Below are 26,893 nucleotides of genomic sequence, written 5' to 3'. Positions count from 1 at the left end.
ATCTGCCGCCCGTCGGCGCGCGCGACGCATTGCGCGCGCCCGTGGCAATGCCCGGACTCAGGCTTAGCGCGCTTGTGCAGCGTGCGGTGTGTGAACGCCGTGCTTTGAAGCCGTATTCGCAGGTGCCCTACGGCCGCCGGCCCCGTCTTTCGGGGCCCAAGCGCCTCTTCAGGCAATTCTCCCCGCCATCGTTCCCGCTCCAGCGTGCTTGTGACAACACAACAAGGTGCGGCCTGCCGTCGTTCCCGCCCTCGCGACTGACAACCGCGAGGCGCCGGCAGCGGAGCCGCCTGGAGCCGTTCATGAAACGCATGCTGTTCAATGCGACGCAGCAGGAGGAGCTGCGCGTCGCCATCGTCGATGGGCAGAAGCTCATCGACATCGACATCGAAACCGCCGGGCGCGAACAGCGCAAAGGCAATATCTACAAAGGTGTCATCACCCGTATCGAGCCGTCGCTCGAAGCGTGCTTCGTCAATTACGGCGAAGACCGCCACGGGTTCCTGCCGTTCAAGGAAGTCGCCCGCCAGTACTTCAAGGAAGGCATCGACATGCGCTCCGCGCGCATCCAGGATGCACTGCGCGAGGGCCAGGAGCTGATCGTCCAGGTCGAGAAGGAAGAGCGCGGCAACAAGGGCGCCGCCCTCACCACCTTCATCTCGCTCGCCGGCCGCTACCTGGTGCTGATGCCGAACAACCCGCGCGGCGGCGGCGTGTCGCGCCGGATCGAAGGCGACGAGCGTCAGGAACTGCGCGAAACGATGGCGCAACTGCAGATTCCGGACGGCATGAGCATGATCGCCCGTACCGCGGGCATCGGCCGCAGCGCCGAGGAACTGCAGTGGGACCTGAACTACCTGCTGCAACTGTGGCGCGCGATCGAAGCGGCGTCGCAAAGCGGCAACGCCGGCCAGCCGATGCTGATCTACCTGGAATCGAGCCTCGTGATCCGCGCGATCCGGGACTATTTCCAGCCCGATATCGGCGAAATCCTGATCGATACGAACGAGATCCACGATCAGGCCCGCGCATTCATGGATATCGTGATGCCGGACAACGTCGCGAAGGTGAAGCGCTACCACGACGACGTGCCGCTGTTCTCCCGCTTCCAGATCGAGCACCAGATCGAGACCGCATACTCGCGTACGGTGCCGCTGCCGTCGGGCGGCGCGATCGTGATCGACCACACCGAAGCGCTCGTCGCGATCGACGTGAACTCGGCGCGCGCGACCAAGGGCGCGGACATCGAGGAAACGGCGACCCGCACGAACCTCGAAGCGGCCGACGAAGTCGCCCGCCAGCTCCGCCTGCGCGACCTCGGCGGCCTGATCGTGATCGATTTCATCGACATGGAATCGGCGAAGAGCCAGCGCGAAGTCGAGCAACGCCTGAAAGACGCGCTCAAGCATGACCGCGCGCGCGTCCAGATGGGCAAGATCTCCCGTTTCGGCCTGATGGAACTGTCGCGCCAGCGCCTGCGTCCGGCCCTGTCGGAAGGCAGCCATGTGACCTGCCCGCGTTGTAACGGCACCGGCCACATCCGCGATACCGAATCGTCCGCGCTGCAGGTCCTGCGGATCATTCAGGAAGAAGCGATGAAGGAAAACACCGCGGCGATCCACTGCCAGGTGCCGGTCGAGGTGACCGCCTTCCTGCTCAACGAAAAGCGTCAGGAAATCAACAAGATCGAGTCGCGCTTCAAGGTCGGCATCGTGCTGATCCCGAACAAGCACCTCGATACGCCGCACTACAAGCTCGAGCGCCTGCGCCACGACGACGCACGTCTCGACGATCCGCGCGCATCCTGGAAGATGGCCGAGGAAGCGGCCCGCGAACTCGAGTCGGAAACCGGCTACAGCAAGCGCGCGGCGGAAGTGAAGCCGAAGCAGGAAGCCGCGGTCAAGGGCATCACGCCCGAGCGTCCGGCGCCGAGCCCGGCACCGCAGCGTCCGGTCGAACCCGTTGCCGCGCCCGCGCCCGTCGCGCCGGCAAGCGGCGGTTTCATCGGCTGGCTGAAGGGCCTGTTCGGCGTGGCGCCGGCTCCGGCGCCCGCACCGGTTGCCCCGGCACCGGCGAAGGAGCAGGCAGCCCGTCCGGCTCGCGGCGAACGCGCCGAGAAGTCCGAGCAACGCGGCGAACGCGGCGGCGATCGCAACCGCAACCGTCGCGGCGGCGCCCAGCAGGCACAAGGCGGACGCGACCAGGCTGCGGCAGGCCGCGGCCAGCAGCAACGCCAGGAACGCGAAGGCAAGGAAGTGCGTGAAGCACGTGAGCCGCGCGAGAACCGCGAACCGCGCGAGGGCCGTGAGCCGCGTGAAGGTCGCGAGATCCGCGAAGGCCGTGAGGGTCGCGAAGGTCGCGAGGGCCGTGGCCCGCGCGAAGGCCGCGAGCCGCGTGAAAGCCGCGAACCGCGCGAGAACCGTGAGCCGCGCGAGCGTGCCGAGCAGCCGGAAGGCGTCGAAGCCGCCGCCCGTGGCGAGCGCCAGGAACGTCGCGAGCGCGGCGAGCGCCGCAAGCCGACCCAGCATGCGGCTACGCTCGAAACGGTCAACCGTGGCGAAACGCATCCGGAACCGGAAGCCGACAAGGCCGTCGCCGAGGCCCTGCCCGGCGCCGAGCTGGCAGCCGACGCGGAAGCCGGCGCGCGTGATGGCGAGGAACGTCGCCGTCGCCGTCGCGGCCGCCGCGGCGGTCGCCGCGAGCGCGAGGAAGACGGCGCAGTCGTCGACCACGCCGAGCAAGGCGCAGATGGCGAAGCCGCCGTGCAAGCCGTGACGCCGGAAGCACCGGCCGCTGCCGAACCGGCCCACACGGCCGCACCGGCAGTCGTCGTGGCCGCGGCTGCGGCAGGCGCCGTCGTCGCCGAAGCGGCGGTCGAGCACCACGCCGAACCGGTTGCGCCGGCCGCTGTCGAGCCGCAGCCGGCACCGGTACACGTCGAAGCGGCGCCGGTCGAACCGGCGGTTGTTGCCCACGCGGTAGAACCGGCTCCGGTCGCACCGGCCGTCGAAACGGAAGCCGGTCCGGCTCCGGTCGCGGTTTCGCCGACGGACGCGTTCGAAGTGCCGGCAGCGCCTGCCGCGGTCGAAGCACCGCAGTCCGCGCCCGTCGAGCAAGCCGCGCCGGCCGTGGCGATCGAAGCCGCTCCGGCGGCTGTCGAGCTGGCACCGGTCGAAGCTGCGCCGGTCGAGGCCGTCGCAGCACCGGCACCGGCACCGGTTCCCGCACAACCGGCAGCCGCGCCCGCTTCGGCGAGCCTGGATGTCGTGCTGGAGCAGGCCGGTCTCGTCTGGGTGAACACGGACGCCGACAAGTTCGCCGCCGCACAGGAAGCCGCGTCGCGACTCCCGCGTCCGGCTCGCGTGCCGCGCGAACGCAAGGCACTGCCGCCGGTCGATACGGCCCCGATGCAGCAGGTCGAAACGACGCATCACTGACCGGCACATCGCCCGACCAGGAAAAGCCCGCCTCCGGCGGGCTTTTTCACGTCCGCGCTGCGGGTTTCCGCCCACCGGACCGGCCCGCCGCTTGCGGCTAAAATAGAGGTCTGGTTCGCACTTCTTTCAACATGTCCCGACGCATCATTCCTCTCGCCGACGTCAGCGGGATGCCGGACGTCTCCGGCGTCGCGCACGCCCCGGACGGCACGCTGGCCGACACGCTCGCCAGGCCGCTGCGCGACCTGCGCATTTCGGTGACGGATCGCTGCAACTTCCGCTGCGTGTACTGCATGCCGCGCGCCGTCTTCGACAAGGACTACCCGTTCCTGCCGCACAGCGCGCTGCTCACGCACGAGGAAATCGAACGCGTGGCGCGACTCTTTGTCGCACACGGCGTCGAGAAGATCCGCATCACGGGCGGCGAGCCGCTGCTGCGCAAGAATCTCGAATTCCTGATCGAGCGCCTCGCACGCCTGACCACGCATGACGGCCGCCCGCTCGACCTGACGCTCACGACCAACGGTTCGCTGCTCGCCCGCAAGGCGCGTGCGCTGAAGGACGCCGGGCTCACGCGCGTGACGGTCAGCCTCGACGCGCTCGACGATACGCTGTTCAAGCGCATGAACGATGCCGAGTTCGCAAGCGCCGACGTGCTCGACGGCATCTTCGCCGCCCAGGCCACCGGCCTCGCGCCGGTCAAGGTCAACATGGTCGTGAAGCGCGGCACCAACGACAGCGAGATCCTGCCGATGGCGGAGCGTTTCCGCGGTACCGGCGTGATCCTGCGCTTCATCGAATACATGGACGTCGGTACGTCGAACGGCTGGAACATGACCGAGGTGCTGCCGTCGGCGGACGTCATCGCACGCATCGCCGAACACTTCCCGCTCGTGCCGCTCGAGCCGCACACGGCGGCGGAAACCGCGCAGCGCTGGGGCTATGCGGACGGCAGCGGCGAGCTCGGCGTGATTTCGAGCGTCACGCAGGCCTTCTGCGGCGACTGCACGCGCGCGCGGCTGTCGACCGAAGGCAAGCTGTACCTGTGCCTGTTCGCGTCGACGGGCCACGACCTGCGCGCACTCGTGCGCGGCGGCGCGAGCGACGCCGAGATCGCGACCGCGATCGCCCGCATCTGGCAGGCCCGCACCGACCGTTATTCGCAGCTGCGCGGCAGCGCGTCTGCCGACACCGTGCCTGACGGCGCCGGCAAGCGTGTCGAGATGTCGTATATCGGCGGCTGACGCACGCTGCCCTTCCGCCTTCTCGCGATGCCCGCTTCCACCTCTCCCTCGATCGCCGGCCTGCTGCTCGCAGGCGGGCGGGCCACACGCATGGACGGCGTCGACAAGGGCCTGCAGTTGCTCGACGGCACGCCGCTCGCGCTGCATGTGCTGCGCCGTCTCTCGCCACAGGTCGACGAAACGCTGATCAGCGCGAATCGCCATGCCGATCGTTATGCCGAACTCGGTGCGCCGTTCGACGCGCGCATCGTCGCGGACGAAACGCCCGACTTCCCCGGCCCGCTCGCGGGCCTGCTCGCCGGCATGCGGGCGGCACGCGCGCCGCTCGTCGCGTGCTCGCCATGCGATACGCCCTACCTGCCTGCCGACCTCGTCGCACGGCTGCACGCGGCGCTCGACGCGCAGCAGGCCGACATCGCCATGGCGGTGACCGTCGACGCGCAGCAGGCGCGCTCGCCGCAGCCGACGTTCGCGCTGCTGCGCACGTCGCTGGCCGACGATCTCGCCGCCCGGCTCGCGGCCGGCGACCGCAAGGTGCGTGCGTGGTACGCACGCCACAAGACGGTCGAAGTCGAGTTTCACGACGAGCGTGCGTTTTACAATGCCAACTCCTGGCAGGAACTCGCCGCGCTGGCCCGCCGCTGACGGCACTCGCGCGGTTCCCGCCCGCCGCACGCGAAACCCGCGCCCAGGCACCCTCCTCGCGCCACCGGCCACGAACCCGATACGCCTTGCGGCGCAGTCCGACTGATGATCACGCAATCCTCGCCCGCCTCCCGAAGCGCCCCCGATTCCGATGCCCCGCTGTCGCTCGCCGACGCGCAGGCACTCGCGTGCCGCTTTGCGGTGCCCGTCGCGGCGTGCGAGACGGTGGCGCTGCGCGATGCGCTCGACCGCGTGCTCGCGGCCGACGTGAACGCACCGTTCGACATTCCCGCCTACGACAACTCGGCGATGGACGGCTACGCGTTCGACGGCAGCACCGGCACGCACGCGGCGCCGCAAGCGGATGTCGCGCTGACGGTCGCCGGCACCGCGCTCGCCGGCCATCCGTTCGACGGCACCGTGGCGACCGGATCATGCGTGCGCATCATGACGGGCGCGCCGATGCCGGCCGGATGCGACACGGTGATTCCGCAGGAACGCGTGCGCGCCGACGGCGACACGATCCGCTTCGTCGCGCATGACATCGCGCGCGGCGCGAACTGCCGCAAGGCCGGCGAGGATCTCGCGCGCGGCGCCTGCGCGCTCGCCGCGGGCCGCATCCTGCGACCGTCCGATCTCGGCCTGCTCGCGTCGTTCGGCATCACCGAGGTCACGGTCCGCCGGCGCGTGCGCGTCGCCGTGTTCTCCACCGGCGACGAACTGCACGAGCCCGGCGAGCCGCTCGGCCCCGGCGCACTGTACGACAGCAATCGCGGGATGCTGATCGCGATGCTCGAACGACTGCATGTCGACGCAATCGACCTCGGGATCGTCCGCGACGACCCGGCCACGCTCGAAGCCGCATTGCGCGACGCCGTCGCCGCGCACGCCGACGCGGTGATCACGTCCGGCGGCGTATCGGTCGGCGAAGCCGATTTCACGCGCGACGTGATGGCACGGCTCGGCGACGTGACATTCGCCAGCCTTGCGCTGCGTCCCGGCCGGCCGCTCGCGTGCGGCACGCTCGCGCGCGCGCCCGGTGGCGCCGGTCACGCGCTGTTCTTCGGCCTGCCCGGCAATCCGGTCGCGTCCGCCGTGACGTTCTACGCGATCGTGCGCCCCGCACTGCTGACGCTGGCCGGCGCGCAGGCCCAGCCGCCGGCGATGCATACGGCACTCAGCACGCATGCGCTGAAGACACGCCCGGACCGCACCGACTACCTGCGCGGCATCGCGGCACGCGCCGCCGACGGCCGCTGGCACGTCACACCTGCCGGCTCGCAGAGTTCCGCGTCGCTGAGCGGCCTCTCGGCTGCCAACTGTTTCATCGTCCTGGGCCACGATACCGCGGCAGTCGACGCGGGCACCCCGGTCGACATCCTGCCGTTCGACGGCCTGATCTGAATTCCACTATCGGTATATCTCTACGGGGGCAATCCGCACATGAAGAAACAAATTTCGTCGATCGCCGCGGGGCAGACCGCCAAGGCGCTGATCCTCGTCTACCTGACGTTCAGCGTGCCGATCGTGCTGCTCGGCATTCTCGTCGCCTACGTTCGTTACGGGATGGTCGAACTGAGCACGATCCTGAGCGCGCTGCTGCTGAACGCCATCCTCGGCTTCGTGTTGCTGTGGATCGCGTGCCACGCGTACAACTGGGTCGCATCGCGCTTCGGCGGCATCGAGATCGTGCTGTCCGATCCGCCGGAGGAAGCGTGAGCGGCACACCGCTGATCCGTGCGGCGCAAGCGAGCGACGTCGGTGCGATCCTCGCGCTGATGCGCGAGCTCGCCGAATTCGAGAAGCTCACGCATCTGTTCGTCGCGACCGAGGCCGATCTCGCCGACGCGCTGTTCGGCGCGCGGCCTGCCGCCGAAGCACGGGTGGCCGAACACGACGGCGCGATCGTCGCGTATGCGCTGTTCTTCCACAATTACTCGACGTTCCTCGGCCGTCGTGGCCTCTATCTCGAGGATCTGTACGTGCAGCCGTCGCAACGCGGCACGGGCCTCGGCACCGCGATGCTGCGTCACCTCGCGGCCCTGGCCGCCGAGCGCCGTTGCGGGCGCTTCGAATGGTCGGTTCTCGACTGGAACCAGCCTGCGATCGATTTCTACGAGAAGATGGGCGCCACCGTGCTGCCCGACTGGCGCATCGTTCGCGTGACGGGCGACGCGCTGGACACGCTCGCCGGGCATTGAGCGCATCGCGGCCGCACCGGCAATCGCTGCATGAAAAAACGGGCGCCGCGGCGCCCGTTTTCGTTCCGGCCGGTATCGGCAACGCGCGTCACGCGTCGTCCGCATCGGCACCGTCGCTACCTTCCGCACCGAGCAGCCCGGCCGCCGCGTCGCCCGGCAGCGCCTCGACCTGCTTCAGCTTGCGGTTCATCACGCGCGTACGCTGCTCGGCAGACTCGATCGAGCGCGTGACCGTTTCGAGCTGCGCCTTCGTGCGTGCGAGCACGTCGCCGAACTTGCCGAATTCCGTTTTTACCGCGCCGAGCACCTGCCACACCTCGCTCGACCGTTGCTCGATCGCGAGCGTGCGGAAACCCATCTGCAGGCTGTTCAACAGTGCGGTGAGCGTCGTCGGGCCGGCCACCGTCACGCGATAGTCGCGCTGCAGCAGGTCGGTCAGCCCCGGGCGGCGCAGGATCTCCGCATAGAGCCCTTCGGTCGGCAGGAACAACAGCGCGAAATCAGTCGTGTGCGGCGGCGCGACGTACTTCTCGGCGATCGTGCGCGCCTCGAGCCGCACACGCGCTTCGAGCGCGCGGGCCGCTTCCTCGACCGCCGCCGCATCGGCGCGCTCCTGCGCGTCGATCAGCCGCTCGTAATCCTCGCGCGGGAATTTCGCGTCGATCGGCAGCCACACGGGCGGCGCATCGCGCGTACCGGCATCGCGCCCCGGCAGCCGGATCGCGAACTCTACGCGCTCGCTGCTCTTCGGCACCGTCGCGACGTTCTTCGCGTACTGCTCGGGCGTCAGCATCTGCTCGAGCAGCGCCTCGAGCTGCACTTCGCCCCAGGTGCCGCGCGTCTTCACGTTGGTCAGCACTTTCTTCAGATCGCCGACGCCCGCCGCGAGCGTCTGCATCTCGCCGAGCCCGCGATGCACCTGCTCGAGCCGGTCCGACACGAGCTTGAACGATTCGCCGAGCCGCTGCTCGAGCGTCGCGTGCAGTTTCTCGTCGACGGTGCGGCGCATCTCCTCGAGCTTCACCGCGTTGTTCGTCTCGATTTCCTTCAGCCGCTGTTCGAGCGTCGCGCGCACTTCGCCGATCCGGCGATCGTTCGCCTCGGTCAGCTGCGTGAGCTGCCGGTTCAACGTGTCGCCGAACAGCCTGAGCGCGCCCGTCTGCTCCTCGCGCGCCTGCTGCGCCTGGCGCTGCAAACTCTCGCGCATCGCGTCGAACTGCTGCGCATTGCCGGCGACGAGCTTGCCGAGCTGCTGGGCGAAGCCTTCGACCTGGTTGTTCTGCACGGTCGCCACGCTCGTCAGCTGCGCGGCGAGCGTCTGCTGAAGCTGCGCAAAACTGCCGGCCAGCTCGGTGCGCGAGCCGCGCGCGTTCTCGACGATCTCGCCGCGCAATTCACGTTCGAGCCGCTCGACCGCGCGCGCCTGCGCGTGCGCGGCGTCCTCGATCTGGTCGCCCAGTACCGCCGTATCGTCGTGACGGCCAGCGCCACGCATGAGCGCGACGATCGCCACCGCGAGCGCGACGGCCAGCACGACGACCGCCGCAAGCAACAACGTCATCGTCATGCGCGCGGCTTCCCGATCACGTCAGGGTTGATCGGATTCGGCGGCCGCCCCGCGCGCGGCCCCTCGCCCAGTGCGGCGATCAGGTTGTCGGCGGCGAGGTTCGCCATCGCGCGGCGCGTTTTTTCGGTCGCGCTCGCGATATGCGGCGTCAGCACGACGTTCGGCACCTCGAGCAACGCCGGATGCACCGTCGGCTCGCCTTCGTACACGTCGAGGCCGGCGGCGGCGATCGTCCCGTCGCGCAGCGCGACGGCCAGCGCCGCGTCGTCGACGATCCCGCCGCGCGCGATGTTGGTCAGCGTCGCGGTGGGTTTCATCTTCGCGAGTTCGGCCGCGCCGATCGTATGGTGGTTTTCCTGCGTGTACGGCAGCACGAGCACGACGTGATCGGCGCGCGCGAGCAGCGCATCCTTCGATACGTATTCGGCGTTCAGCTCGGCCTCGATCTCGGGCGCGACACGCGACCGGTTGTGATAGATCACCTGCATCCCGAAGCCGCGCGCGCGGCGCGCGAGCGCCTGGCCGATGCGCCCCATTCCGATCACGCCGAGCGTCGAGCCGTAGATGTCGCTGCCGAGGAACCCGTCGTAAGCCCACTTCTGCCAGTGGCCGGCGCGCAGCCAGTGCTCGGATTCGGCGATCCGGCGAGCGGCGGCCATCATCAGCGCCCAGCCGAAATCGGCGGTGGACTCGTTCAGCACGTCGGGCGTGTTGGTGCCGAGCACGTTCGCCGCGTTGAACGCAGCCATGTCGAAGTTGTTGTAGCCGACCGCCATGTTCGCCACGACGCGCAGGCGCGGCGCCGCGGCGAGCTCGGCCGCGCCGACCGGATCGCCGGCCGTCAACGCGCCGTCCTTGTCGGCCAGACGCGCGGCGAGCGCGCCGGGCGCGAGTGCGTCGCCGTTGTTCCAGTCGACGTCGAAATATTGCTTGAGCCGCTCGATCACGTCCGGAAAGATCGGACGCGCGACCAGGATCTTCTGCATCGCCATCTCCGCATGCCGCGGGCGGATCGAAGCGCGCCGTGCGCCGCCGGGACCGCCCGCTCAAGGTTGAAAATCGTCAGCTTACGCCGTGAAGAAAAGCCACGACGTCAGCAGGAATACCGGTATCAGTACGACCAGCGCCCAGCCGAGATACGCGAAGAAGCTCGGCATCTTCACGCCGCGCGATTCGGCGATCGCCTTCACCATGAAGTTGGGTGCGTTGCCGATATAGCTGTTCGCGCCCATGAACACCGCGCCCGCGGAAATCGCGGCGAGCGTCGACGCGCCGGTCGTCATCAGCGACTGGGCATCGCCGCCCGCGAGGTTGAAGAACACGAGATAGGTCGGCGCGTTGTCGAGGAACGACGACAGGATGCCTGTCGCCCAGAAGTACATCGCGTCGATCGGCTTGCCGTCCGGCCCCGTGACGAGGTGGACGATCTGCGCGAACGCGCCGTCGGCGCCGGCGCGCAGGATCACGATCACCGGCGCGATCGTCACGAAGATCCCCGCGAACAGCTTCGCGACTTCCTCGATCGGCGCCCAGTTGAACGCGTTGCCCTCGCGCGCGGAACGCGGCGTCAGCGCGAGCGACGCGAGCGTCACGCCCACGAGCGCGACGTCGCGCACGAGGTTCTGCAGCGCGACGTGCGTGCCCCATACGTCGAACGCGATGCCCGGCTTCCAGATGCCGCTCATCAGCACGAGCGCAACCACGGCCGCGAGCAGCACGAAGTTGATCTTCCCGTCGATCGACAGCGCCGCGCCGTCCGGCGTCGGGTCGAGCACGGCCGGCCGCTCCTCGCCGCCCTTCCGGTAGAAGTACGTATCGAGCACGAAGAACAGTGTCAGCAGCACCGCGCAGATGAACAGCATCGGCAGTGCGAGGTGCGTGGTCGTCCAGAAGAAGCTCACGCCGTTCAGGAAACCGAGGAACAGCGGCGGATCGCCGAGCGGCGACAGCGAGCCGCCCGCGTTCGCGACGAGGAAGATGAAGAAGATCACGACGTGCACGACATGCTTGCGATTGTCGTTGGCGCGCAGCAGCGGCCGGATCAGCAGCATCGCGGCCCCCGTCGTGCCCATCACGCTCGCGAGCAGCGTACCGAGCGCGAGGATCGCGGTATTGAGCTTCGGCGATCCGTGCAGATTGCCGTTCACGCAGATGCCGCCCGCGACCGTATAGAGCGCGGTGAGCAGCACGATGAACGGAATGTATTCCTCGAGCAGCGCATGCACGAGCGTGCCGAACGCGGTGCCCGCGCCGAACGCGAATCCGAACGGGATCAGGAACACGACCGCCCACGCGGCGGCAATCTTGCCGAAGTGGTGATGCCAGAAGACGGGGGCGACGAGCGGGAACAGTGCGATGGACAGCAGGATTCCGGCGAACGGGATGCCCCAGAGGGCAGACAGCGCGGCACCGTCGAGCGTTGCGGCCGATGCAAGCGCGGGAACGGCGCCAAGCGCGATCCCCGACGCCATGCCCGCCCAGGCGGCATGTCGTTTCATGCAGAACTTCCTTGTTCGAATGGTGGTGGATGCGGCGGGCGCGTCATGCGCCCCGTACGACGATCACGTGAACGCGGTACGGGCCGTGTGCGCCCAGTACGATGGTCTGCTCGATATCGCCCGTGCGCGACGGGCCCGACACGAAATTGACCGCGCGCGGCAATTCGCCGCGCTCCGCGCGGATCAGCGCAAAGGCGTCCTCATGACCGGCGACGATCCGCGACGCGGGAACGATCGCGATGTGCGTTTCCGGCAGCAGGCCCGCCGACGCATAGGTGTCGGGGCCGGACAGCAGCACCAGCGAGCCCGTTTCGGCGGTCGCGCAAAAACAGCCGGTAAGGCCGACCAGATCGCCGTCGCACGGCTTGCGGCATTCGACCGACAGGCCTGCGCCCGCCCAGTCGAAATCGGCCAGCGTGCGCCATGCGACGGCCTGCGTCGGCAGGCCGTGAGCGGACAGGTAGCGGGCCGCGGCGGCCGGCACATCGGCAAGCGCCGCGACTTCGTCGACCGTCGTCGACAGACGGGCCGCTTCGTCGACGAATGCCGCGACGAGGTCGGCCGGCGCCGGCGGGCGCGGGCCCTCCGGATGACGGGCGAGATAGTCGGCAACGCCGTCGCGCTCGGCCGCATCGGGTTCGGCCGCACGCCCCTGCGCCGCGCGAATGCGCGCGAGGATCTGGCGACGGGCAGCGGAAGTGTCCATGAACGGTCCTCGTGACGTTGGCGGGCGATACCGTCGGATTATACCGGCCGGCCCCGCCGCGACGCAGTTTTGGCCGTTCGGCCGACGCCTACTTCGACGCGTCTTCCTCGACCGGCTGCGCGATGCCGAACACCTGGCGCAGGTACGCGAGATACGCCTTGTCGTCGCACATGCTCTTGCCCGGCGTATCCGACAGTTTCGCGACCGGCTGCCCGTTGCAGCGAACCATCTTGATCACGATCTGCAGCGGCACGTAGCCGAGGTCGTTCGTGAGGTTGGTGCCGACGCCGAATGCGAGCTTGCAGCGGCCGCGGAACCGTTCGTACAACTGCATGACCTTCGGGATGTCGAGCGCATCCGAGAACACGAGCACCTTGGTGCGCGGGTCGCAGCGGTTCGCCTCGTAGTGGCGCAGCATGCGCTCGCCCCACTCGAACGGATCGCCCGAATCGTGGCGCGCGCCGTCGAACAGCTTGCAGAAGTACATGTCGAAGTCGTTCAGGAACGCGTCCATCCCGTAGACGTCCGACAGCGCGATCCCGAGGTCGCCGCGATACTCCTTCGCCCACATCTCGAAACCGTAGATCTGCGAATCGCGCAGCCGCGGGCCGAGCGCCTGGCACGCCTGCAGATATTCGTGCGCCATCGTGCCGAGCGGCGTGATGCCGTGCTTCATCGCGTACAGCACGTTGCTCGTGCCGGCGAACTGCGGGCCGAGCCCGTCGCGCAGCGTGAGGGCGACTTCCTCGTGCCACACCTTCGAGAAGCGCCGGCGCGTGCCGTAGTCGGCGATCTTGCAGTCGGCGAACTCGGGCTTCGCGCCGAGCAGCTTGATCTTCTCGCACAGCCGCTCGCGACCTTCGCGATAGTCGGGCTCGCGCTGCGTGTTGCGGAAATAGACTTCGTTGACGATCGCGAGCACCGGGATCTCGAACAGGATCGTGTGCAGCCACGGCCCCTCGATCACGATGTCGATCTCGCCGTTGCCCTTCGGCGATGGCGTGATCGAGATGTATTTCTCGTTCAGGTGGAACAGCGCGAGGAAGTCGACGAAATCGCTCTTGATGAAGCGCATGCGCCGCAGGTAGTCGAGTTCGACGTCGGTGAAGCGCAGCGAACACAGGCCGCGCACCTCGTCGCGGATCTCGTCGATGTACGGCACGAGATCGACGCCGGGCGTACGGCACCGGAAGCGGTACTCGACGTTTGCGGCAGGAAAGTGATGCAGGACGACCTGCATCATCGTGAACTTGTAGAGATCCGTGTCGAGCAGCGAAGTGATGATCATGATTACGGCACCGCCAGTATCGTGACAGGGCCCAGGCGCACCGCGCGCCGCCCGGTCTGCCGGCCATGTTACCCGAATGCGGGCCCGACCATCGCGAAACCGCCTGCCGCGCTCCCCGGCCGCGCCGCCGTACAGTGCACGCACCCCGTCGGCGAGTCCCTTCTGCGGGCCGCCATAAACTAATCACGAAACGATATAAGCCGGATAGCCGACCACGCCATGCGGGTTTTGCGCTTCAGTTACAATGCCGGTTTTGGCGCAAACGCCACCCCATATATACCGCCAAGCAGGAGCGTTTTAATGACTCACGTTGTGACCGAAGGCTGCATCAAGTGCAAATACACGGACTGCGTGGATGTGTGCCCGGTGGATTGCTTCCGTGAAGGTCCCAACTTTCTCGCCATCGATCCGGACGAGTGCATCGACTGCGCCGTGTGCGTCGCCGAGTGCCCGACCAATGCGATCTATGCCGAAGAAGACGTTCCGGGCGACCAGCAGCAGTTCACCGCGCTGAACGCCGAGCTGGCAAAGGACTGGCCGTCGATCACGAAGACCAAGCCGGCACCGGCCGACGCGGACGAGTGGAAGGACGTGCAGGACAAACTGCACCTGCTCGAGCGCTGATCGCGCAGCGGCCGCAAAAAATTTTTGTGCGCCGTGGCCCAAAAGTGTTGACAGGTTGATCAACGCTCCATACAATCTCGTTTCTCTGCTGTTGTTGTTTGTTCCCCGATAGCTCAGTCGGTAGAGCGCCGGACTGTTAATCCGTAGGTCCCTGGTTCGAGCCCAGGTCGGGGAGCCAAAAACGCAAAGGCCCGTTGAAAGTGGACGGGCTTTTTGCTGGTAGACAAACAAGCAGATGTACCGATTTATTCCCCGATAGCTCAGTCGGTAGAGCGCCGGACTGTTAATCCGTAGGTCCCTGGTTCGAGCCCAGGTCGGGGAGCCAAATAGCGAAAGGCCCGTCATTCGACGGGCCTTTTGTTTTTCCGGCCCGCCTTTCGGCTTTCGTCGCCCGGTCGCGCGCATGCTAGAGTCTCTGTCCCGCATTCGCATCCGGTTCCGTCGATGAAGCACCGTCTCCTCCGCTCAGCACCACTCGCCCTCCTGCTTTCCGCATTCGCCGCGGCACCGCTCGCGCACGCGGAGGAAGTCGGCAGCGTCAACACCCATTTCCGCGTCACGGGCTCCGATCGCGTGGTCGTCGAGGCGTATGACGATCCGGTCGTGAACGGCGTGACCTGCTACGTGTCGCGCGCGCGCACCGGCGGGATCAAGGGCACGCTCGGCGTCGCCGAGGATCCGAGCGAAGCGTCGATCGCGTGCCGGCAGGTCGGCCCGATCAGCTTCAAGGAGCCGCTCAAGCAGCAGACCGACGTGTTCAGCGAGCGCATGTCGTTCATCTTCAAGACCCTGCACGTCGTGCGCGTGGTCGACACCAAGCGCAATACGATCGTCTACCTGACCTACAGCGACCGCATCGTCAGCGGCAGCCCGAAGAACGCCGTCACCGCGGTGCCGATGCCGGCCGGCACGACGATTCCGGTCAAGTAAGGCCCGCGCCTGCCGGGCGCGCGAGCGATACACTGTCGGTTCGACCGCTCCGCGCCCGATCATGTCCGCCACCCGCCTTCCCGACTCCGCACGCTACTGGCGCACGCCGCTGCTGCCGGATGCGGATCTCGTCACGGCCACCTATCGCGACCACACGTTCGCGCCCCACTGGCACGACGCGTACACGATCCCCGTGATTCTCGAAGGCGCGGAACGCTTCACCTATCGCGGCAGCGGCCATGTCGCAGAAACCGGCACCGTACCCGTGATCAATCCCGGCGAAGTGCATACGGGGTCGCGTGCGGCCGACGAGGGCTGGTGCTATCGCGTCAGCTACATGCCGGTCGATTTCATCCGCGAACTCACCAGCGCGATCGCCGGCCGCCCGCAGGACGCGCCGTGGTTTGCGCCCGACGTGATTCGCGACGCCGACCTGGCGGCGCGGCTCACGCTGGCGCACCGGATGATGGAGGCCGGCAGCGAGCACGCACTGCCCTCGCAGGCGCACGGGCAGGCAGCTGACGTTCCGGCGACGGGCGCACCCCGCATCTACGATCCGCTCGCCGCCGAAACGGCGATGCTCGATGCGTTGTCGACGCTGATCGTGCGCCATGCGGACGCCCTGCCGCGACCGGCGCCGCTCGCGGCGGACGAACCCCGCGTCGACGCGATGCGCGAACGGCTCGCCGCCGATCTGACGTGCACGGTGACGCTCGACGAAGTCGCGCAGGCGGCCGGCCTGTCGCCGTTCCACGCCGCGCGCCTGTTCACCCGCACGAACGGCATGCCGCCGCATGCGTGGCGCAACCAGTTGCGCCTGCAACGCGCGCTGGCGCCGCTGCGCGCGGGCGTGCCCGTCGCCGATGTCGCCGCGGCCAGCGGCTTCGTCGACCAAAGCCACTTCACACGGCATTTCAAACGCATGTTCGGCGTACCGCCCGGGCGCTGGCAGGCGAGCTGACGCGCGGCGTCCGGCCCGCCAACGCGATGCCGCCGGCGCCTGCAAGCAGGCAAGCACCGGCTCGTCGCCCAAGCGCAAGAACATACAAGCCGGCTCGCCCCCCGCCCGCTATCCTCCCGTTCATGGAGGAGCACCCTTTGAACCCGACACCCGCATCGCCCGCTCGCCGCCCGTTCAACGAATGGCTCGACGGCGCGCGCGACACGATCCCGATGATGATTGGCGCCGCCCCGTTCGGCGTGATTTTCGGCACGCTCGTCGGCGGCGGCCCGCTCGCCGCGTGGCATGGCACGCTGATGTCGCTCGCCGTGTTCGCGGGCTCCGCGCAGTTCATCGCGCTCGGCCTGATCGCGGGTAGCGCAAGCTTCGTCGTCGTGCTCGCGACCACGCTGATCGTGAACCTGCGTCACCTGCTGTACAGCGCGACGCTCGCGCCCTATGTCGCGCACCTGCCGCTGCACTGGCGCGCAACGCTCGGCGCGCTGATGACCGACGAGGTGTTCGCGGTCGCCTATGCGCACTACCGGCATTTCCCGCCCGGCGCGATCGGCCCCCACTACTTCTTCGGCTCGGGGCTCGCGATGTACCTGAACTGGCAGGTCTGGACGCTCGCGGGCATCGGTTTCGGCGCGGCGTTCCCGGGCCTGCAGTCGCTCGGCCTCGATTTCGCGATGGCGGCCACGTTCATTGCGATCGTCGTCCCGCAGCTCGGCACCCTGCGCTATTTCGCGGCGGCCGTGACGGCCGGCACGCTGGCGTACTTCTGGCAGGGCTGGCCGTACAAGCTCGGACTGCTCGGCGCGGTCGCCGCCGGCGTCGCGATCGGCGTCGCGCTCACGCTGCTGCACGAACGATCGCGTGCCGGCTCGCGCACGGAGGCCGCATCGTGAGCTACGCGCTGCTGATTCTCGGGATGGCCGTCATCACGTACGCGATCCGCTCGACGCTGTTCCTGTTCGGCGAACGGCTGGCCTTCCCGCCGCTCGTGCGGACCGCGCTCGGCTTCGTGCCCGTCACCGTGCTGACCGCGATCATCGTGCCGATGACCGTCTCGCCGCACGGCGGCACGGCCGAGCTGACCTGGCGCAATCCTCAGCTCGTCGGCGCGCTGGCGGCCGTGCTCGTGTCGGCAGCGACCCGCCGCCCGCTCGTGACGATCGCGGCAGGGCTCGCGGTGTTCTTTTTCTGGCAAGGGGTCGTGCTGCCCCACTGGCTGCCCGCCTGAGCACACGCTCGGTCACGCGCGCTCAAGTTTCCGCCCGGCAGGCCGATATAGGGGATGAAGACCCGCCACCGGCCTCGGCGCGCACCGGTCAGTCGACGCTGCGCCCGCCCCGGTGCGCCGTGCCGGCCGCCGGCTTGCGCGGGCCGCCATCGAGACGATTCATGGGCCAGATCACCCTTTCCCTCAAGGACGACACGCTCGAGTCCCTGCGCAAGGACTACGACGCGTTCGTCCGCGTGTCGCTGAAACTCGACCCGCAGTTCGCGACGCCGTCGTTCGAGGATTTCCTGCGCGCCAAACTGCTTGACAACATGGTGCCGCTGACCGAGCACGCGGTGCAGCGGATGCTGCAGGGCGGCCAGTACGCGTGGGCCAAACGCACGCTCGACAAGGAATTCCCGGACGTCGTCGCGATCCTGATGCGACAGGCCGGCGAATTCGGCTTCGGCTTCGCGTCCCGCTCCGAATGGACCCCCGACGAACTCGCGAAGGCGTGCCGCGACTGGGCAAAGGCGATCGTCGCCGAAGCGCAGGGCGACCCGTCGCTGATCGACCCGCTCGCGTCGCAGATCAAGGGCGCGGCGCAAGATATCCAGGCACTCGAGGAACTGATGCAGACGCCGGCGTGGCGGCTCGCGGAATCGCTGCGGCAACGGGTCTACGAGGCCAAGCTCGCGTGCGAGATGAGCGTCGGCAGCACCGCGCGCGACAAGCTCGGCGAACTGCGCGGGCTGCTGCGGCTCGGGCTCGCACACGGCTCGTTCCAGAAACAGGAAGCGCAGCAGATCATGGAATACCTGCGGCTGCTGAAGCCGGAGATCTTCGTCGAGGAGCCGTACGACGTCTTCGCACGGCTCGCCGCGTGGCTGCGCAGCGTATTCACCCCGGCTGCCGCGCGGCCGGCACCGGGTTCGGGACAAGGGCAAGGACAGCGCCGCCCGTAACGGCGCCCCCATGCGCATCGACACACGAAAACGGCCCGGTTCGCGCAATGCGAACCGGGCCGTTGGATGACCGCCATCGCGACGCACCGCCAGGGACGAGCGTCGCGCGGCGCCAGGCACCGCTTACTGCGTGGCGCCCTGGGCCGATGCACCGCCCCCCGCACCGACCGATGCGCCGCCTTCGGTCGCTTCGCCGGCCTTCGCCTTGGCCGAACCGACATGGCTCTTGGCCGACTTCGCGGCATGCTTCGTGTGCTTCTTGGCCGAGTGGACGGCCGACGACGTCGTATCCTTCGCGCCGTCGGCTGCCGCGCCGACCGCATCGGTTGCACCGCCGGCGGCATTGCCCGACGCGTTCGCGCCCGCACTGCCCTGCATGCCGGCACCGACACCCGCCGCCGGCGTCTGCGCCTGCACGCCGGCACCGGCCGTGCCCTGCACCGCCGTGCCCGTCTGGGCAAATGCGGCCGAAGTAGCGAACGCCGTCAGCGCGGCACCGATCAGCATCGTACGAATCTTGGACATGGCAATTCTCCTCAGGAAGTTGTGAGCCCGAACCGCAGCGATGCGGTCCGTCGCTTCCCCTGCCGCAACACGCAGCAGGTACGAAAAAGACCCGCGGCGCGCCCGGCCGGTTCTCGAATCTCTCAGACTGTTACCCACCGTTTCATTTGCTGACGAGTCGCTCACAGTCCTTAACAACTGCATGCCGCGGCGGCCCGCGCTCGCGTGCCGGCCCGTGGTGCCGTATGATGCGGAGCGTTTCCTCCCGCGCCTTGCGCACCTTCTTCGTCATGCCCAACCTGGATTTCACGCTGACCGGCGAATACGTCGAGCTGCACAACCTTCTCAAGATCACCGGCCTCGCGGACAGCGGCGGCAGCGCGAAGCTGATCGTCGCGTCCGGCGCGGTGAAAGTCGACGGCGCGGTCGAACTGCGCAAGACCTGCAAGATCCGCGCGGGCCAGGTCGTCCTGCTCGGCGACACGCGCATTGCGGTGCGCGAAGCCTAGGGCCGACGGTTCCCCTGCCTGCGACATGGCCATCGGCGCGCGCGTTCGACACGGTTCGAATAAAGCCGTAAGCTAGCCGTCTCTCAAAATAAATACATATAGCGCGGGCCCGCACCCGCGCGAGCGCCCATTCCATGTCGCATTCCGGTCTTACGCGGACGGCCGCCGCGCCGCCGTCCCTGTCCAGTCATGCCGCCGATACCGCCCGCCTCGCCGCGCCGCTCGCGATCGCGCAGCTCTCGCAGATGGCGATGAGCGTCACCGACACGGTGCTGCTCGGCTCGCTCGGCCCCGATTCGCTCGCCGCCGGCGGGCTCGGCGCGAACTTCTTCTTCGTCATCGTGACCGTGCTGCAAGGCGTGCTGTCGTCGGTCAGCGTCAGCGTCGCGCACGCGCGCGGCGCCAAGGCCGACGAGCGCGTACCGCACATCTACTGGACCGGCTTCGCGCTGTCCGTGCTGCTCGCGATTCCGGCCATCATCGCGCTGTCGCTGTCCGAACCGATCCTGCTGATGTTCCACGAGCCGCCATTGCTCGCGCATCACGTCGGCGAATACACGGGCATCCTGCGCTTCGCCGCGCTCGGCAGCCTGATCGGTGTCGGGCTGATGCGTACGTTCCTTCCGGCGATCGGCGCGGCGCGGCGGCTGCTGTGGGTGTCGATCGGCGGCGTCGGCGTCAACGCCGTGCTGAACTACGGCCTGATCCACGGCGCGTTCGGGCTGCCGCGCCTCGGCTTCCTCGGTTCGGCGGTCGCGACGACGATCACGATCTGGCTCACCGCGCTCGCCCTGATCTGGCTGCTGCACGGCCGGCAGCGTTTCCGTCATTTCGTCACCGCCGCGCGCCCGAAGCTGCCCATGATGGGCGAGCTGATCGGCATCGGCTGGCCGGTGGCGATCACGTACGGGGTCGAGTCGACGCTGTTCCTCGCAACCGGCCTGACCATCGGCGTGCTCGGCGCGACGTCGCTGGCCGCGCACCAGATCGCGCTGAACGTCGCGTCGGTGGCGTTCATGGTGCCGCTCGCGATCGGCCAGGCCGCCAACGTGCGCGTCGGCTACTGGGTCGGCGCGGGGGCGCCCGTCGCCGCGCGGCACGCGGGTTTCGTCGCACTCGGTCTCGGTGTCGCGTTCATGACGCTGTCGGGCATCGTGCTGATCGTCGCACCGCACGCGATCGTCGGCCTGTACCTGAACCTCGACGATCCGTCGAACGCGGCCACGGTGTCGCTCGCCGCGTCGCTGCTCGGCATCGCCGCGGTGTTCCAGATCGTCGACGGCGCGCAGACCGTCGCGTCGGGCGCGCTGCGCGGCCTGAAGGACACGCGCATCCCGATGCTCGCGGCGACCCTCGGCTACTGGGGCATCGGTTTCCCGACCGGCTACTGGTTCGCGTTCCACGTGGGCCTCGGCGCCCGCGGCCTCTGGTGGGGTCTCGCGGCCGGCCTTGCCAGCGTCGCCGTGCTGATGGGGTGGCGCTTTCATCTGAAGAGCGCGTCGCTCATGACGTCGCCGCACTGAGCGCGACACGACGCGAAATCCCGGCCGGCGCTATGCTAGTCGGCTGAAGACCTCGAGACGCCGCGCCAGCGGCGCGACTGCCTCACGATACGTCTGGTTATGCCTGATGCCGCGCGACGACGCGCGGCCTTTCCCCTTTCCTGGAGGAGTGGATCATGAACGAAGCAGTTCGGATGGAACGCGATACGTTCGGCGAGATCGCCGTACCGGCCGACCGGCTCTGGGGCGCGCAGACCGAGCGCTCGCTGCAGAATTTCCGGATCTCGACCGAGAAGCAGTCGCCCGAGCTGATCCACGCGCTCGCGATCGTCAAGCGCGCCGCGGCGGCCGTGAACCAGTCGCTCGGCGTGCTGGCCGACGACAAGGCACGCGCCATCATCGACGCGGCCGACGAGATCATCGCCGGCAAGCATCCGCGCGAATTCCCGCTCGCCGTGTGGCAGACGGGCTCCGGCACGCAGACCAACATGAACCTCAACGAGGTGATCGCGAATCGCGCGAGCGAACTGATGGGCGGCGAGCGCGGCGAAGCGCGCAAGGTTCATCCGAACGACGACGTGAACCGCGGCCAGTCGTCGAACGACGTGTTCCCGACCGCCATGCACGTCGCCGCCGCGTACGCGATCGTCAACCACCTGCTGCCGGCGCTGCGCACGCTGCGCTCGACGCTCGACGCGAAGTCGAAGGCCTTCGCCGACATCGTGAAGATCGGCCGCACGCACCTGCAGGACGCCACGCCGCTCACGCTCGGCCAGGAGTTTTCCGGCTATGTCGCGCAGCTGGACCAGGGCATCCGTCACGTCGAATCGGCATTGCCGCACCTGTATGAGCTCGCGCTCGGCGGCACCGCGGTCGGCACGGGGCTGAACGCGCATCCGGAGTTCGCGGTGCGTGTCGCCGATGAAATCGGCCGGCTCGCGAAGCTGCCGTTCGTGACGGCGCCGAGCAAGTTCGAGGTGATGGCGGCCGCCGATGCGCTGGTGTTCGCGCACGGCGCGCTGAAGACGGTTGCTGCCGGCCTGATGAAGATCGCGAACGACGTCCGCTGGCTCGCAAGCGGGCCGCGCTGCGGGCTTGGCGAACTGTCGATTCCGGAAAACGAGCCGGGCAGCTCGATCATGCCGGGCAAGGTGAACCCGACGCAGTCCGAAGCCGTGACGATGCTGTGCTGCCAGGTGTTCGGCAACGACGTCGCGGTCAACGTCGGCGGCGCGAGCGGCAATTTCGAGCTGAACGTGTTCCGGCCGATGATCGCGCACAACGTGCTGCAGTCGGTGCGGCTGCTCGCCGACGGCGCGCAGAGCTTCAACGACCATTGCGCGGTGGGCATCGAGCCGAACCGCTCGCGGATCGCCCTGCTGCTGAACGAATCGCTGATGCTCGTGACGGCGCTCAATCCGCACATCGGCTACGACAAGTCGGCGCAGATCGCAAAGAAGGCGCACAAGGAAGGCACGACGCTGAAGGCGGCCGCGCTCGCGCTCGGCTACCTGACCGAGGCGGAATTCGATGCGTGGGTGCGCCCCGAGCAGATGATCGGGTCGCGCTGACGGAACGACGACCGGCGGTACGACGATCTACGGAATCGCGGGCGCGGCGCGATGCGCGGCGCCCGCCGCGGTCAGACCGCGCCTTTCGCGACTTCTTCCGGCTTCATCTCGACGATCTTGTCGAGCGCGGCCCGCACGTCGGCCGCATATTTCGCGAGCACCTTCTGCTCGTCGGTCTCGGGCACGAACGGCGGCACCGGCACCGGGTTGCCGTTCTCGTCGACCGCGACGAACACGACGAGGCAATCGGTCGTCTGGCGCAGCACGCCGCCCTTCGGATCCCCGGCATGGACGGACACATGGATGTGCATGCTGGTGCGGCCCGTCGCAACGACGCGGGCCTTCAGCTCGACGAGATTGCCGACCAGGATCGGACGCTGGAAACGGATGTTGCCGACGCTGACCGTCACGCAATAGCGGCTCGACCAGACGGCCGCGCACGCATACGCGACTTCGTCGATCCACTTCATCAGCGCGCCGCCATGCACCTTGCCGCCGAAGTTCACGGACGACGGTTCGGCGAGGAAGCGGAATACGGTTTCGGTGCGGTCGAGGGCGGCCGGTACGGGGGACGGTTGGGACATCGTGTTGGCTCCAGGCGGCAGGGGCGCTGTAATCGGCCGATTATACGTTGCACTGCGGCAACGCGTCGCGGGGCGCCCCGTGTGGCGCGGCTGTGGAGGCCGTGCCCGGCGTGCATGTGGCCGGCGCCGGTCAGCGGCGCACCGTGATGCCCTGATCGATCGTCCCGTACATCTCGAGGCTGCCGCCGCGCTCGCCGGCCGCGCCCGCACCGCCCTGCGCACAGGCCGCGCAGACGAGCGCCGCCGCCAGCAAACAGAAAATCGTCTTCATCGTCGCGTCGTGTCACGTGCGGCAGCCCGCTGCCGCCGCTTTCGGCCATTCTACGCGCGCGCCGCACGCGGCCGCGGCCCGGTTCGCCGCATCGACGACGCCGGCAAGTCTGCATCCGACATTTCAGCCAGAACCGAAACATCGAATGCGCGCGCCCACTACACTGGAGAGCATCCCGCCTGACGAGACACGACGATGACCGACCAAGACGACCACCACTTTCCGGGCCTGAGCCGCATCGGTTCGCTGATCGCCGACCCGGGACGCGCCGCGATGCTGTGGGTGCTGATGGACGGCAGCGCACGACCGGCAGGCGAGCTGACGATGATCGCGGGGCTGTCGCCCTCCGCCGCAAGTGCCCACCTCTCGCGCTTGACCGAAGGCGGCCTGCTCGCGCTCGACGTGCGCGGCCGGCACCGCTACTACCGGATCGCATCGGCCGACATCGCGGCATCGCTCGAGGCACTCGCGAACGTCGCCCGCGCGGCCGCGCCGCATCGCGCGGCTCCGCCGCCGTCCCGCACGGTCCCGGCCGAATTGCGCTATGCGCGCACCTGCTACGACCACATGGCCGGCGAACTCGCGGTGCGCATCTTCGACGGGCTCACCGCACGCGGCTGGCTGCAGGCGGACGGCGACGCGATCGAGACCACCGAACTCGGCACCCAGGCGCTTGCGCAATGGGGCATCGACGTCGCACAGCAGCGCACGCGCCGGCGCCGCTTCGCGTGCGGATGCCTCGACTGGAGCGAGCGGCGTTCACACCTCGGCGGCGCGCTCGGTGCGGCACTGCTCGAGAGCTTCTGCGCGCACGGCTGGATCGAGCGTGCGGCACGGCCGCGCGTACTGCGCGTCACCGTGCCCGGACAGCAGGTTTTCGACGAGTGGCTTACGTCCGCTTGACGCCCGCATTGCGTCTGCACGACAACGGCGCGCGATCGACAGGTTTTGTTACATCGCGTGCCATTCGACTTACAAAACACCGAGCATTGAAACAGGCCGAGCGGATATTGTGAACTCAACGGCACGAATCGACGCGCCGCGACAATGACGAAGACGCTCACCATGGCCACCCTGTTCACGCTCAAGCGAACCGCCCGCTGCACACTGCTCGCGTTCGTCGCGCTTGCGGCCCTGCCCTCCGCATTCGCGCAATCGGCCGACGCCCCTCCGTATGCGGCCGCGGCGCGGCAACCGGGCGGCGACCCGCCCAGCCGCGTCGCACGGCTCAATTACCTGTCGGGCGCCGTGACGACCGAGCCGGCCGGCACCGACGCGTGGTCGTATGCCGCCGTGAACCGGCCGCTGACGACCGGCGACCAGCTCTGGAACGATGCCGGTGCGCGCTCGGAACTGCACATCGGCTCGACTGCGGTGCGGCTCGGCGAGTCGACGAGCCTGTCGGTGCTGAACCTCGACGACACGACGACCCAGCTGAAAGTGGGGCTCGGCACCGTATCGACTCACGTGCGCGATCTGCCGGCCGGCGGATCGTACGAAATCGACACGCCGAACCTCGCGCTCGGCATCACGGGCCCCGGCGACTATCGCGTCGACGTCGCACCGAACGGCGCGAGCACGACGGTCACGGTGCGCAGCGGCAGCGCGACCGTCTACGGCAGCAACGGCCAGTATCCGCTGTCACCGGGGCAGCAGGTCGTGTTCACGGGCACCGACCTGCAGGTCGCGCAGCAAGCCGCCGCCCCCGGCCCCGATGCGCTCGACCGGTGGGCCGCCAGCCGCGACGCGGCCGAGGAACGCTCGGTGTCGGCCCGCTATGTGTCCCGTGACATTCCCGGCTACCAGGATCTCGACGCAAACGGCACGTGGCGCGACACCCCGAATTACGGCCAGGTATGGGTGCCGAACGATACGCCGGCGAACTGGGCGCCGTATCACGACGGCCACTGGATCTGGCAGGCCCCGTGGGGCTGGACGTGGGTCGACGACGCACCATGGGGTTTCGCGCCGTATCACTACGGCCGCTGGGCGTATGTGGACGATAGCTGGGCCTGGGTACCGGGCCCGCTGGCCGTCAGCCAGCCGCCGGCCTATGCACCGGCACTCGTCGCGTTCGTGGGCGGTGGCGGCGGCCCCGACTGGAGCGTCGCGCTCACGGTGGGCGGCGTCGCCGCGGCCGGCTGCGCGTGGTTCGCGCTCGGCCCGGGCGAACCGTGGCATCCGGGCTGGGGCGGCTGGAGCCCGCACTACTACGACCGTGTGAACCGCAACATCGTGGTGAACAACGTCAACGTGAACAAGACCGTGAACGTGACGAACATCACCAATATCACCAACATCAACAAGACCTACGTCAACTTCCGTGCGCCGCACGCGATCACGGCCGTACCGGCTTCCGCGTTCGTGCACGGCCAGCCTGTCGCGCACTTCTCGCAGCACGTCGACCCGCAGCAATGGCGCAATGCGCACGTCACGCCGGGTACGCCGGGCATTGCGCCGGTGCGCCAGAGCTTCACCGGCGGGCTGCGCGATGCGAGCTACCGCCCGCCGGCGGCAATTGCCCAGCATCCGTACGTCGCCACGCGCAATCCCGCCGTGCCGGCCGCGTATCGCGACCAGGCCGCCGCCCACCTCGCGCAGCAAGGCGGGCGCGTGCCGGGTGCCGGCGCGCCCGTCGTGAAGACGAACGTGCCGGCCGACTATACGGCGCGTCCGGTCCGCGTACCGGGCAAACCGGGTGGCGGCGCATGGGCGATGCACAACGTGCAGCTCGTGAATCCGCACGGCCCCGTCGTGCAGCCGGCTCGCGCGCCTCGCGAAGGCCAGCCGGCCGCCTTGCAGGCCGGGCGGCCGGGAACACCGATGCCCGGCGTGCCGAATGCCACGCGGCCCGCGAACGGCGAAAACCCCGGCGCACCGCACTTCGCCAACGGCGGCATGCCGCAGGCACCCGGCAACCCGGCGCCGCATCAGGCGTTCGGGCCCGGCAACGGTGTCCCCCATCCGCCGGTGGCGAACAACAGTCCGGCCGGCATCGGCAATGCGCACGCGGCCGAGGCGCCGTCGCCCGCGTGGATGCAGCCGCACACACCGATGGAGCGCCAGCGCCCCGCTCCGCCCACTGCACTGCATGCGGCGGGACAGAATGCGCTGCCGCCGGTGCGCAGCGCGGCGATCCCGCATCCGGAGGGCGCACCGGCGCTGCAGGGCGCGCAGCCCGGCGGCCGGAACGAAACGCCGCGCGCACTGCCGCAACCACGGCTCGACAATACGGCGCAGATTCCGCAGCCGCGCCCGCGCCCCGAATTCCCGACACCGGCGCAGCATGGGCAACCGCAACCGGAGCGGGCGGCGCCCGCGCCGCAGCCGCACCCCGAATTCGCGCAACCGGCGCCGCACCACGAAGTCGCCCCGCCACGTGTGAACGAGTACCGGCCGCCGGCCCCCGCCGTGCATGACATGCCGCGCCCGCAACCGCAGGCGCCGCGCATGGAGCCGAGACCGCAACCGGCGCCACGCATGGAGCCGCGCCCGTCGATGCCCGCACCGCACATGGAACCGCGGCCGCAACCGGCGCCGCACGTCGAGGCGCCACACCCGGGCAACCCGCCGCCGCAAGGCGGCCACGAAGAGCGGCACCGCCAGTAAGCGCCGCAAACGTGAAACAAAATGGCCCGACCGGTATCAGCCGGTCGGGCCATTTTCCTGCGGGAAGCGGATC

The 26,893-nt window shown here is 68.7% G+C and carries 25 protein-coding genes and 2 tRNA genes; 19 read left to right on the top strand and 8 right to left on the bottom strand.

Features of this window, described 5'->3' with window-relative positions; all coding sequences use genetic code 11:
• Positions 1 to 302 precede the first annotated feature (302 nt).
• From PQB87_RS05895 to PQB87_RS05870, 6 genes are all read left to right on the top strand, one after another.
• Positions 303 to 3,437, top strand: coding sequence for an Rne/Rng family ribonuclease (locus tag PQB87_RS05895; RefSeq protein WP_489242679.1), 3,135 nt, complete (start codon positions 303 to 305; stop codon positions 3,435 to 3,437).
• Between the two features lie 131 nt (positions 3,438 to 3,568).
• Positions 3,569 to 4,681: a GTP 3',8-cyclase MoaA gene (gene moaA, locus PQB87_RS05890; protein ID WP_111939650.1), complete on the top strand. Its 1,113-nt coding sequence runs from the start codon at positions 3,569 to 3,571 to the stop codon at positions 4,679 to 4,681.
• A gap of 27 nt (positions 4,682 to 4,708) precedes the next feature.
• Entirely contained in the window at positions 4,709 to 5,326 is a 618-nt protein-coding gene (gene mobA, locus PQB87_RS05885; RefSeq protein ID WP_048022956.1) for a molybdenum cofactor guanylyltransferase MobA, read from the top strand.
• A 105-nt stretch (positions 5,327 to 5,431) separates the two neighbouring features.
• The gene (gene moeA, locus PQB87_RS05880) at positions 5,432 to 6,730 is read left to right on the top strand and encodes a molybdopterin molybdotransferase MoeA (protein ID WP_489242678.1); all 1,299 of its coding nucleotides are present in this window, start codon (positions 5,432 to 5,434) and stop codon (positions 6,728 to 6,730) included.
• Positions 6,731 to 6,769: 39 nt separating this feature from the next.
• Positions 6,770 to 7,045: a hypothetical protein gene (locus tag PQB87_RS05875; protein WP_006401288.1), complete on the top strand. Its 276-nt coding sequence runs from the start codon at positions 6,770 to 6,772 to the stop codon at positions 7,043 to 7,045.
• Positions 7,042 to 7,527, top strand: coding sequence for a GNAT family N-acetyltransferase (locus PQB87_RS05870; RefSeq protein ID WP_489242677.1), 486 nt, complete (start codon positions 7,042 to 7,044; stop codon positions 7,525 to 7,527). The genes PQB87_RS05875 and PQB87_RS05870 overlap by 4 nt, the downstream gene beginning before the upstream one ends.
• An 88-nt stretch (positions 7,528 to 7,615) precedes the next feature.
• On the opposite strand, the gene PQB87_RS05865 is transcribed toward PQB87_RS05870, so the two are convergent.
• The 5 genes from PQB87_RS05865 to pncB all read right to left on the bottom strand — a co-directional run bounded on the left by PQB87_RS05865 (position 7,616) and on the right by pncB (position 13,586).
• Complete coding sequence (locus tag PQB87_RS05865; RefSeq protein ID WP_489242676.1) at positions 7,616 to 9,094, bottom strand: DNA recombination protein RmuC; 1,479 nt, start codon at positions 9,092 to 9,094, stop codon at positions 7,616 to 7,618.
• On the bottom strand, positions 9,091 to 10,080 hold the full coding sequence (locus tag PQB87_RS05860) for a 2-hydroxyacid dehydrogenase (protein ID WP_021159714.1): 990 nt from the start codon (positions 10,078 to 10,080) through the stop codon (positions 9,091 to 9,093). The genes PQB87_RS05865 and PQB87_RS05860 overlap by 4 nt, the downstream gene beginning before the upstream one ends.
• A gap of 81 nt (positions 10,081 to 10,161) precedes the next feature.
• A complete protein-coding gene (locus PQB87_RS05855) occupies positions 10,162 to 11,592 on the bottom strand; it encodes a sodium:proton antiporter (RefSeq protein ID WP_027788023.1) in 1,431 nt (476 codons plus the stop codon).
• A 43-nt stretch (positions 11,593 to 11,635) separates the two neighbouring features.
• Positions 11,636 to 12,298, bottom strand: a complete 663-nt coding sequence (locus tag PQB87_RS05850) for a LutC/YkgG family protein (protein WP_489242675.1) — start codon at positions 12,296 to 12,298, stop codon at positions 11,636 to 11,638.
• Between the two features lie 88 nt (positions 12,299 to 12,386).
• A complete protein-coding gene (pncB, locus tag PQB87_RS05845; protein ID WP_059498126.1) occupies positions 12,387 to 13,586 on the bottom strand; it encodes a nicotinate phosphoribosyltransferase in 1,200 nt (399 codons plus the stop codon).
• Positions 13,587 to 13,886: 300 nt separating this feature from the next.
• On the opposite strand from pncB, the gene fdxA reads away from it, so the two are divergent.
• The 8 genes from fdxA to PQB87_RS05805 all read left to right on the top strand — a co-directional run bounded on the left by fdxA (position 13,887) and on the right by PQB87_RS05805 (position 18,270).
• Positions 13,887 to 14,210: a ferredoxin FdxA gene (gene fdxA / locus PQB87_RS05840; RefSeq protein ID WP_011351384.1), complete on the top strand. Its 324-nt coding sequence runs from the start codon at positions 13,887 to 13,889 to the stop codon at positions 14,208 to 14,210.
• Positions 14,211 to 14,312: 102 nt separating this feature from the next.
• Positions 14,313 to 14,388, top strand: a tRNA-Asn gene (locus PQB87_RS05835).
• A gap of 71 nt (positions 14,389 to 14,459) precedes the next feature.
• Positions 14,460 to 14,535, top strand: a tRNA-Asn gene (locus PQB87_RS05830).
• Positions 14,536 to 14,654: 119 nt separating this feature from the next.
• Positions 14,655 to 15,140, top strand: a complete 486-nt coding sequence (locus PQB87_RS05825; RefSeq protein ID WP_027788025.1) for a CreA family protein — start codon at positions 14,655 to 14,657, stop codon at positions 15,138 to 15,140.
• A gap of 61 nt (positions 15,141 to 15,201) precedes the next feature.
• Positions 15,202 to 16,101 (top strand): AraC family transcriptional regulator, encoded by a 900-nt coding sequence (locus tag PQB87_RS05820; RefSeq protein WP_111939645.1) that lies wholly within the window; start codon positions 15,202 to 15,204, stop codon positions 16,099 to 16,101.
• A gap of 122 nt (positions 16,102 to 16,223) precedes the next feature.
• Complete coding sequence (locus tag PQB87_RS05815; protein ID WP_489242674.1) at positions 16,224 to 16,991, top strand: AzlC family ABC transporter permease; 768 nt, start codon at positions 16,224 to 16,226, stop codon at positions 16,989 to 16,991.
• Positions 16,988 to 17,326 (top strand): AzlD domain-containing protein, encoded by a 339-nt coding sequence (locus PQB87_RS05810; RefSeq protein ID WP_021159722.1) that lies wholly within the window; start codon positions 16,988 to 16,990, stop codon positions 17,324 to 17,326. The genes PQB87_RS05815 and PQB87_RS05810 overlap by 4 nt, the downstream gene beginning before the upstream one ends.
• Positions 17,327 to 17,487: 161 nt before the next feature.
• Positions 17,488 to 18,270, top strand: coding sequence for a DUF4088 family protein (locus PQB87_RS05805; protein ID WP_059681813.1), 783 nt, complete (start codon positions 17,488 to 17,490; stop codon positions 18,268 to 18,270).
• A gap of 123 nt (positions 18,271 to 18,393) precedes the next feature.
• On the opposite strand, the gene PQB87_RS05800 is transcribed toward PQB87_RS05805, so the two are convergent.
• The gene (locus PQB87_RS05800) at positions 18,394 to 18,795 is read right to left on the bottom strand and encodes a hypothetical protein (RefSeq protein ID WP_489242673.1); all 402 of its coding nucleotides are present in this window, start codon (positions 18,793 to 18,795) and stop codon (positions 18,394 to 18,396) included.
• Between the two features lie 269 nt (positions 18,796 to 19,064).
• Between PQB87_RS05800 and PQB87_RS05795 the strand changes: the two genes are divergently transcribed.
• From PQB87_RS05795 to fumC, 3 genes are all read left to right on the top strand, one after another.
• Entirely contained in the window at positions 19,065 to 19,283 is a 219-nt protein-coding gene (locus PQB87_RS05795; protein WP_021159725.1) for an RNA-binding S4 domain-containing protein, read from the top strand.
• A 134-nt stretch (positions 19,284 to 19,417) separates the two neighbouring features.
• Entirely contained in the window at positions 19,418 to 20,806 is a 1,389-nt protein-coding gene (gene norM / locus PQB87_RS05790; RefSeq protein ID WP_489242672.1) for a multidrug efflux MATE transporter NorM, read from the top strand.
• Positions 20,807 to 20,961: 155 nt separating this feature from the next.
• A complete protein-coding gene (gene fumC, locus PQB87_RS05785) occupies positions 20,962 to 22,356 on the top strand; it encodes a class II fumarate hydratase (protein WP_489242671.1) in 1,395 nt (464 codons plus the stop codon).
• 71 nt (positions 22,357 to 22,427) lie between these two features.
• Here fumC and PQB87_RS05780 read toward each other — a convergent pair whose 3' ends face one another.
• Together PQB87_RS05780 and PQB87_RS05775 are read right to left on the bottom strand one after the other, a co-directional pair.
• Positions 22,428 to 22,940 carry an acyl-CoA thioesterase gene (locus PQB87_RS05780; RefSeq protein WP_012328135.1) on the bottom strand — a complete coding sequence of 171 codons (513 nt, stop codon included), beginning with the start codon at positions 22,938 to 22,940 and terminating at the stop codon, positions 22,428 to 22,430.
• A gap of 130 nt (positions 22,941 to 23,070) precedes the next feature.
• Positions 23,071 to 23,211 carry a hypothetical protein gene (locus tag PQB87_RS05775; protein ID WP_006753078.1) on the bottom strand — a complete coding sequence of 47 codons (141 nt, stop codon included), beginning with the start codon at positions 23,209 to 23,211 and terminating at the stop codon, positions 23,071 to 23,073.
• A gap of 195 nt (positions 23,212 to 23,406) precedes the next feature.
• Here PQB87_RS05775 and PQB87_RS05770 point away from each other — a divergent pair, with 195 nt between their 5' ends.
• Both PQB87_RS05770 and PQB87_RS05765 read left to right on the top strand, forming a co-directional pair.
• Complete coding sequence (locus tag PQB87_RS05770) at positions 23,407 to 24,114, top strand: ArsR/SmtB family transcription factor (RefSeq protein ID WP_027788033.1); 708 nt, start codon at positions 23,407 to 23,409, stop codon at positions 24,112 to 24,114.
• A 162-nt stretch (positions 24,115 to 24,276) separates the two neighbouring features.
• Positions 24,277 to 26,820: a DUF6600 domain-containing protein gene (locus PQB87_RS05765; protein WP_489242670.1), complete on the top strand. Its 2,544-nt coding sequence runs from the start codon at positions 24,277 to 24,279 to the stop codon at positions 26,818 to 26,820.
• Positions 26,821 to 26,893: the final 73 nt, after the last annotated feature.

The organism is Burkholderia sp. KL41 (assembly GCF_057005415.2).
Note: the sequence above shows the minus strand (reverse complement) of the source record. Positions and strands in the feature narration are given on the sequence as shown.

Coding starts and splice junctions, on each gene's coding strand:
- PQB87_RS05825 (WP_027788025.1), top strand. CDS start 14,655: ATGAAGCACCGTCTCCTCCGCTCAGCACCACTCGCCCTCCTGCTTTCC.
- PQB87_RS05875 (WP_006401288.1), top strand. CDS start 6,770: ATGAAGAAACAAATTTCGTCGATCGCCGCGGGGCAGACCGCCAAGGCG.
- PQB87_RS05820 (WP_111939645.1), top strand. CDS start 15,202: ATGTCCGCCACCCGCCTTCCCGACTCCGCACGCTACTGGCGCACGCCG.
- pncB (WP_059498126.1), bottom strand. CDS start 13,586: ATGATCATCACTTCGCTGCTCGACACGGATCTCTACAAGTTCACGATG.
- PQB87_RS05770 (WP_027788033.1), top strand. CDS start 23,407: ATGACCGACCAAGACGACCACCACTTTCCGGGCCTGAGCCGCATCGGT.
- moeA (WP_489242678.1), top strand. CDS start 5,432: ATGATCACGCAATCCTCGCCCGCCTCCCGAAGCGCCCCCGATTCCGAT.
- moaA (WP_111939650.1), top strand. CDS start 3,569: ATGTCCCGACGCATCATTCCTCTCGCCGACGTCAGCGGGATGCCGGAC.
- mobA (WP_048022956.1), top strand. CDS start 4,709: ATGCCCGCTTCCACCTCTCCCTCGATCGCCGGCCTGCTGCTCGCAGGC.
- norM (WP_489242672.1), top strand. CDS start 19,418: ATGTCGCATTCCGGTCTTACGCGGACGGCCGCCGCGCCGCCGTCCCTG.
- PQB87_RS05800 (WP_489242673.1), bottom strand. CDS start 18,795: ATGTCCAAGATTCGTACGATGCTGATCGGTGCCGCGCTGACGGCGTTC.
- PQB87_RS05850 (WP_489242675.1), bottom strand. CDS start 12,298: ATGGACACTTCCGCTGCCCGTCGCCAGATCCTCGCGCGCATTCGCGCG.
- fumC (WP_489242671.1), top strand. CDS start 20,962: ATGAACGAAGCAGTTCGGATGGAACGCGATACGTTCGGCGAGATCGCC.
- PQB87_RS05865 (WP_489242676.1), bottom strand. CDS start 9,094: ATGACGATGACGTTGTTGCTTGCGGCGGTCGTCGTGCTGGCCGTCGCG.
- PQB87_RS05860 (WP_021159714.1), bottom strand. CDS start 10,080: ATGCAGAAGATCCTGGTCGCGCGTCCGATCTTTCCGGACGTGATCGAG.
- PQB87_RS05775 (WP_006753078.1), bottom strand. CDS start 23,211: ATGAAGACGATTTTCTGTTTGCTGGCGGCGGCGCTCGTCTGCGCGGCC.
- PQB87_RS05795 (WP_021159725.1), top strand. CDS start 19,065: ATGCCCAACCTGGATTTCACGCTGACCGGCGAATACGTCGAGCTGCAC.
- PQB87_RS05855 (WP_027788023.1), bottom strand. CDS start 11,592: ATGAAACGACATGCCGCCTGGGCGGGCATGGCGTCGGGGATCGCGCTT.
- PQB87_RS05895 (WP_489242679.1), top strand. CDS start 303: ATGAAACGCATGCTGTTCAATGCGACGCAGCAGGAGGAGCTGCGCGTC.
- fdxA (WP_011351384.1), top strand. CDS start 13,887: ATGACTCACGTTGTGACCGAAGGCTGCATCAAGTGCAAATACACGGAC.
- PQB87_RS05815 (WP_489242674.1), top strand. CDS start 16,224: ATGGAGGAGCACCCTTTGAACCCGACACCCGCATCGCCCGCTCGCCGC.
- PQB87_RS05805 (WP_059681813.1), top strand. CDS start 17,488: ATGGGCCAGATCACCCTTTCCCTCAAGGACGACACGCTCGAGTCCCTG.
- PQB87_RS05780 (WP_012328135.1), bottom strand. CDS start 22,940: ATGTCCCAACCGTCCCCCGTACCGGCCGCCCTCGACCGCACCGAAACC.
- PQB87_RS05765 (WP_489242670.1), top strand. CDS start 24,277: ATGGCCACCCTGTTCACGCTCAAGCGAACCGCCCGCTGCACACTGCTC.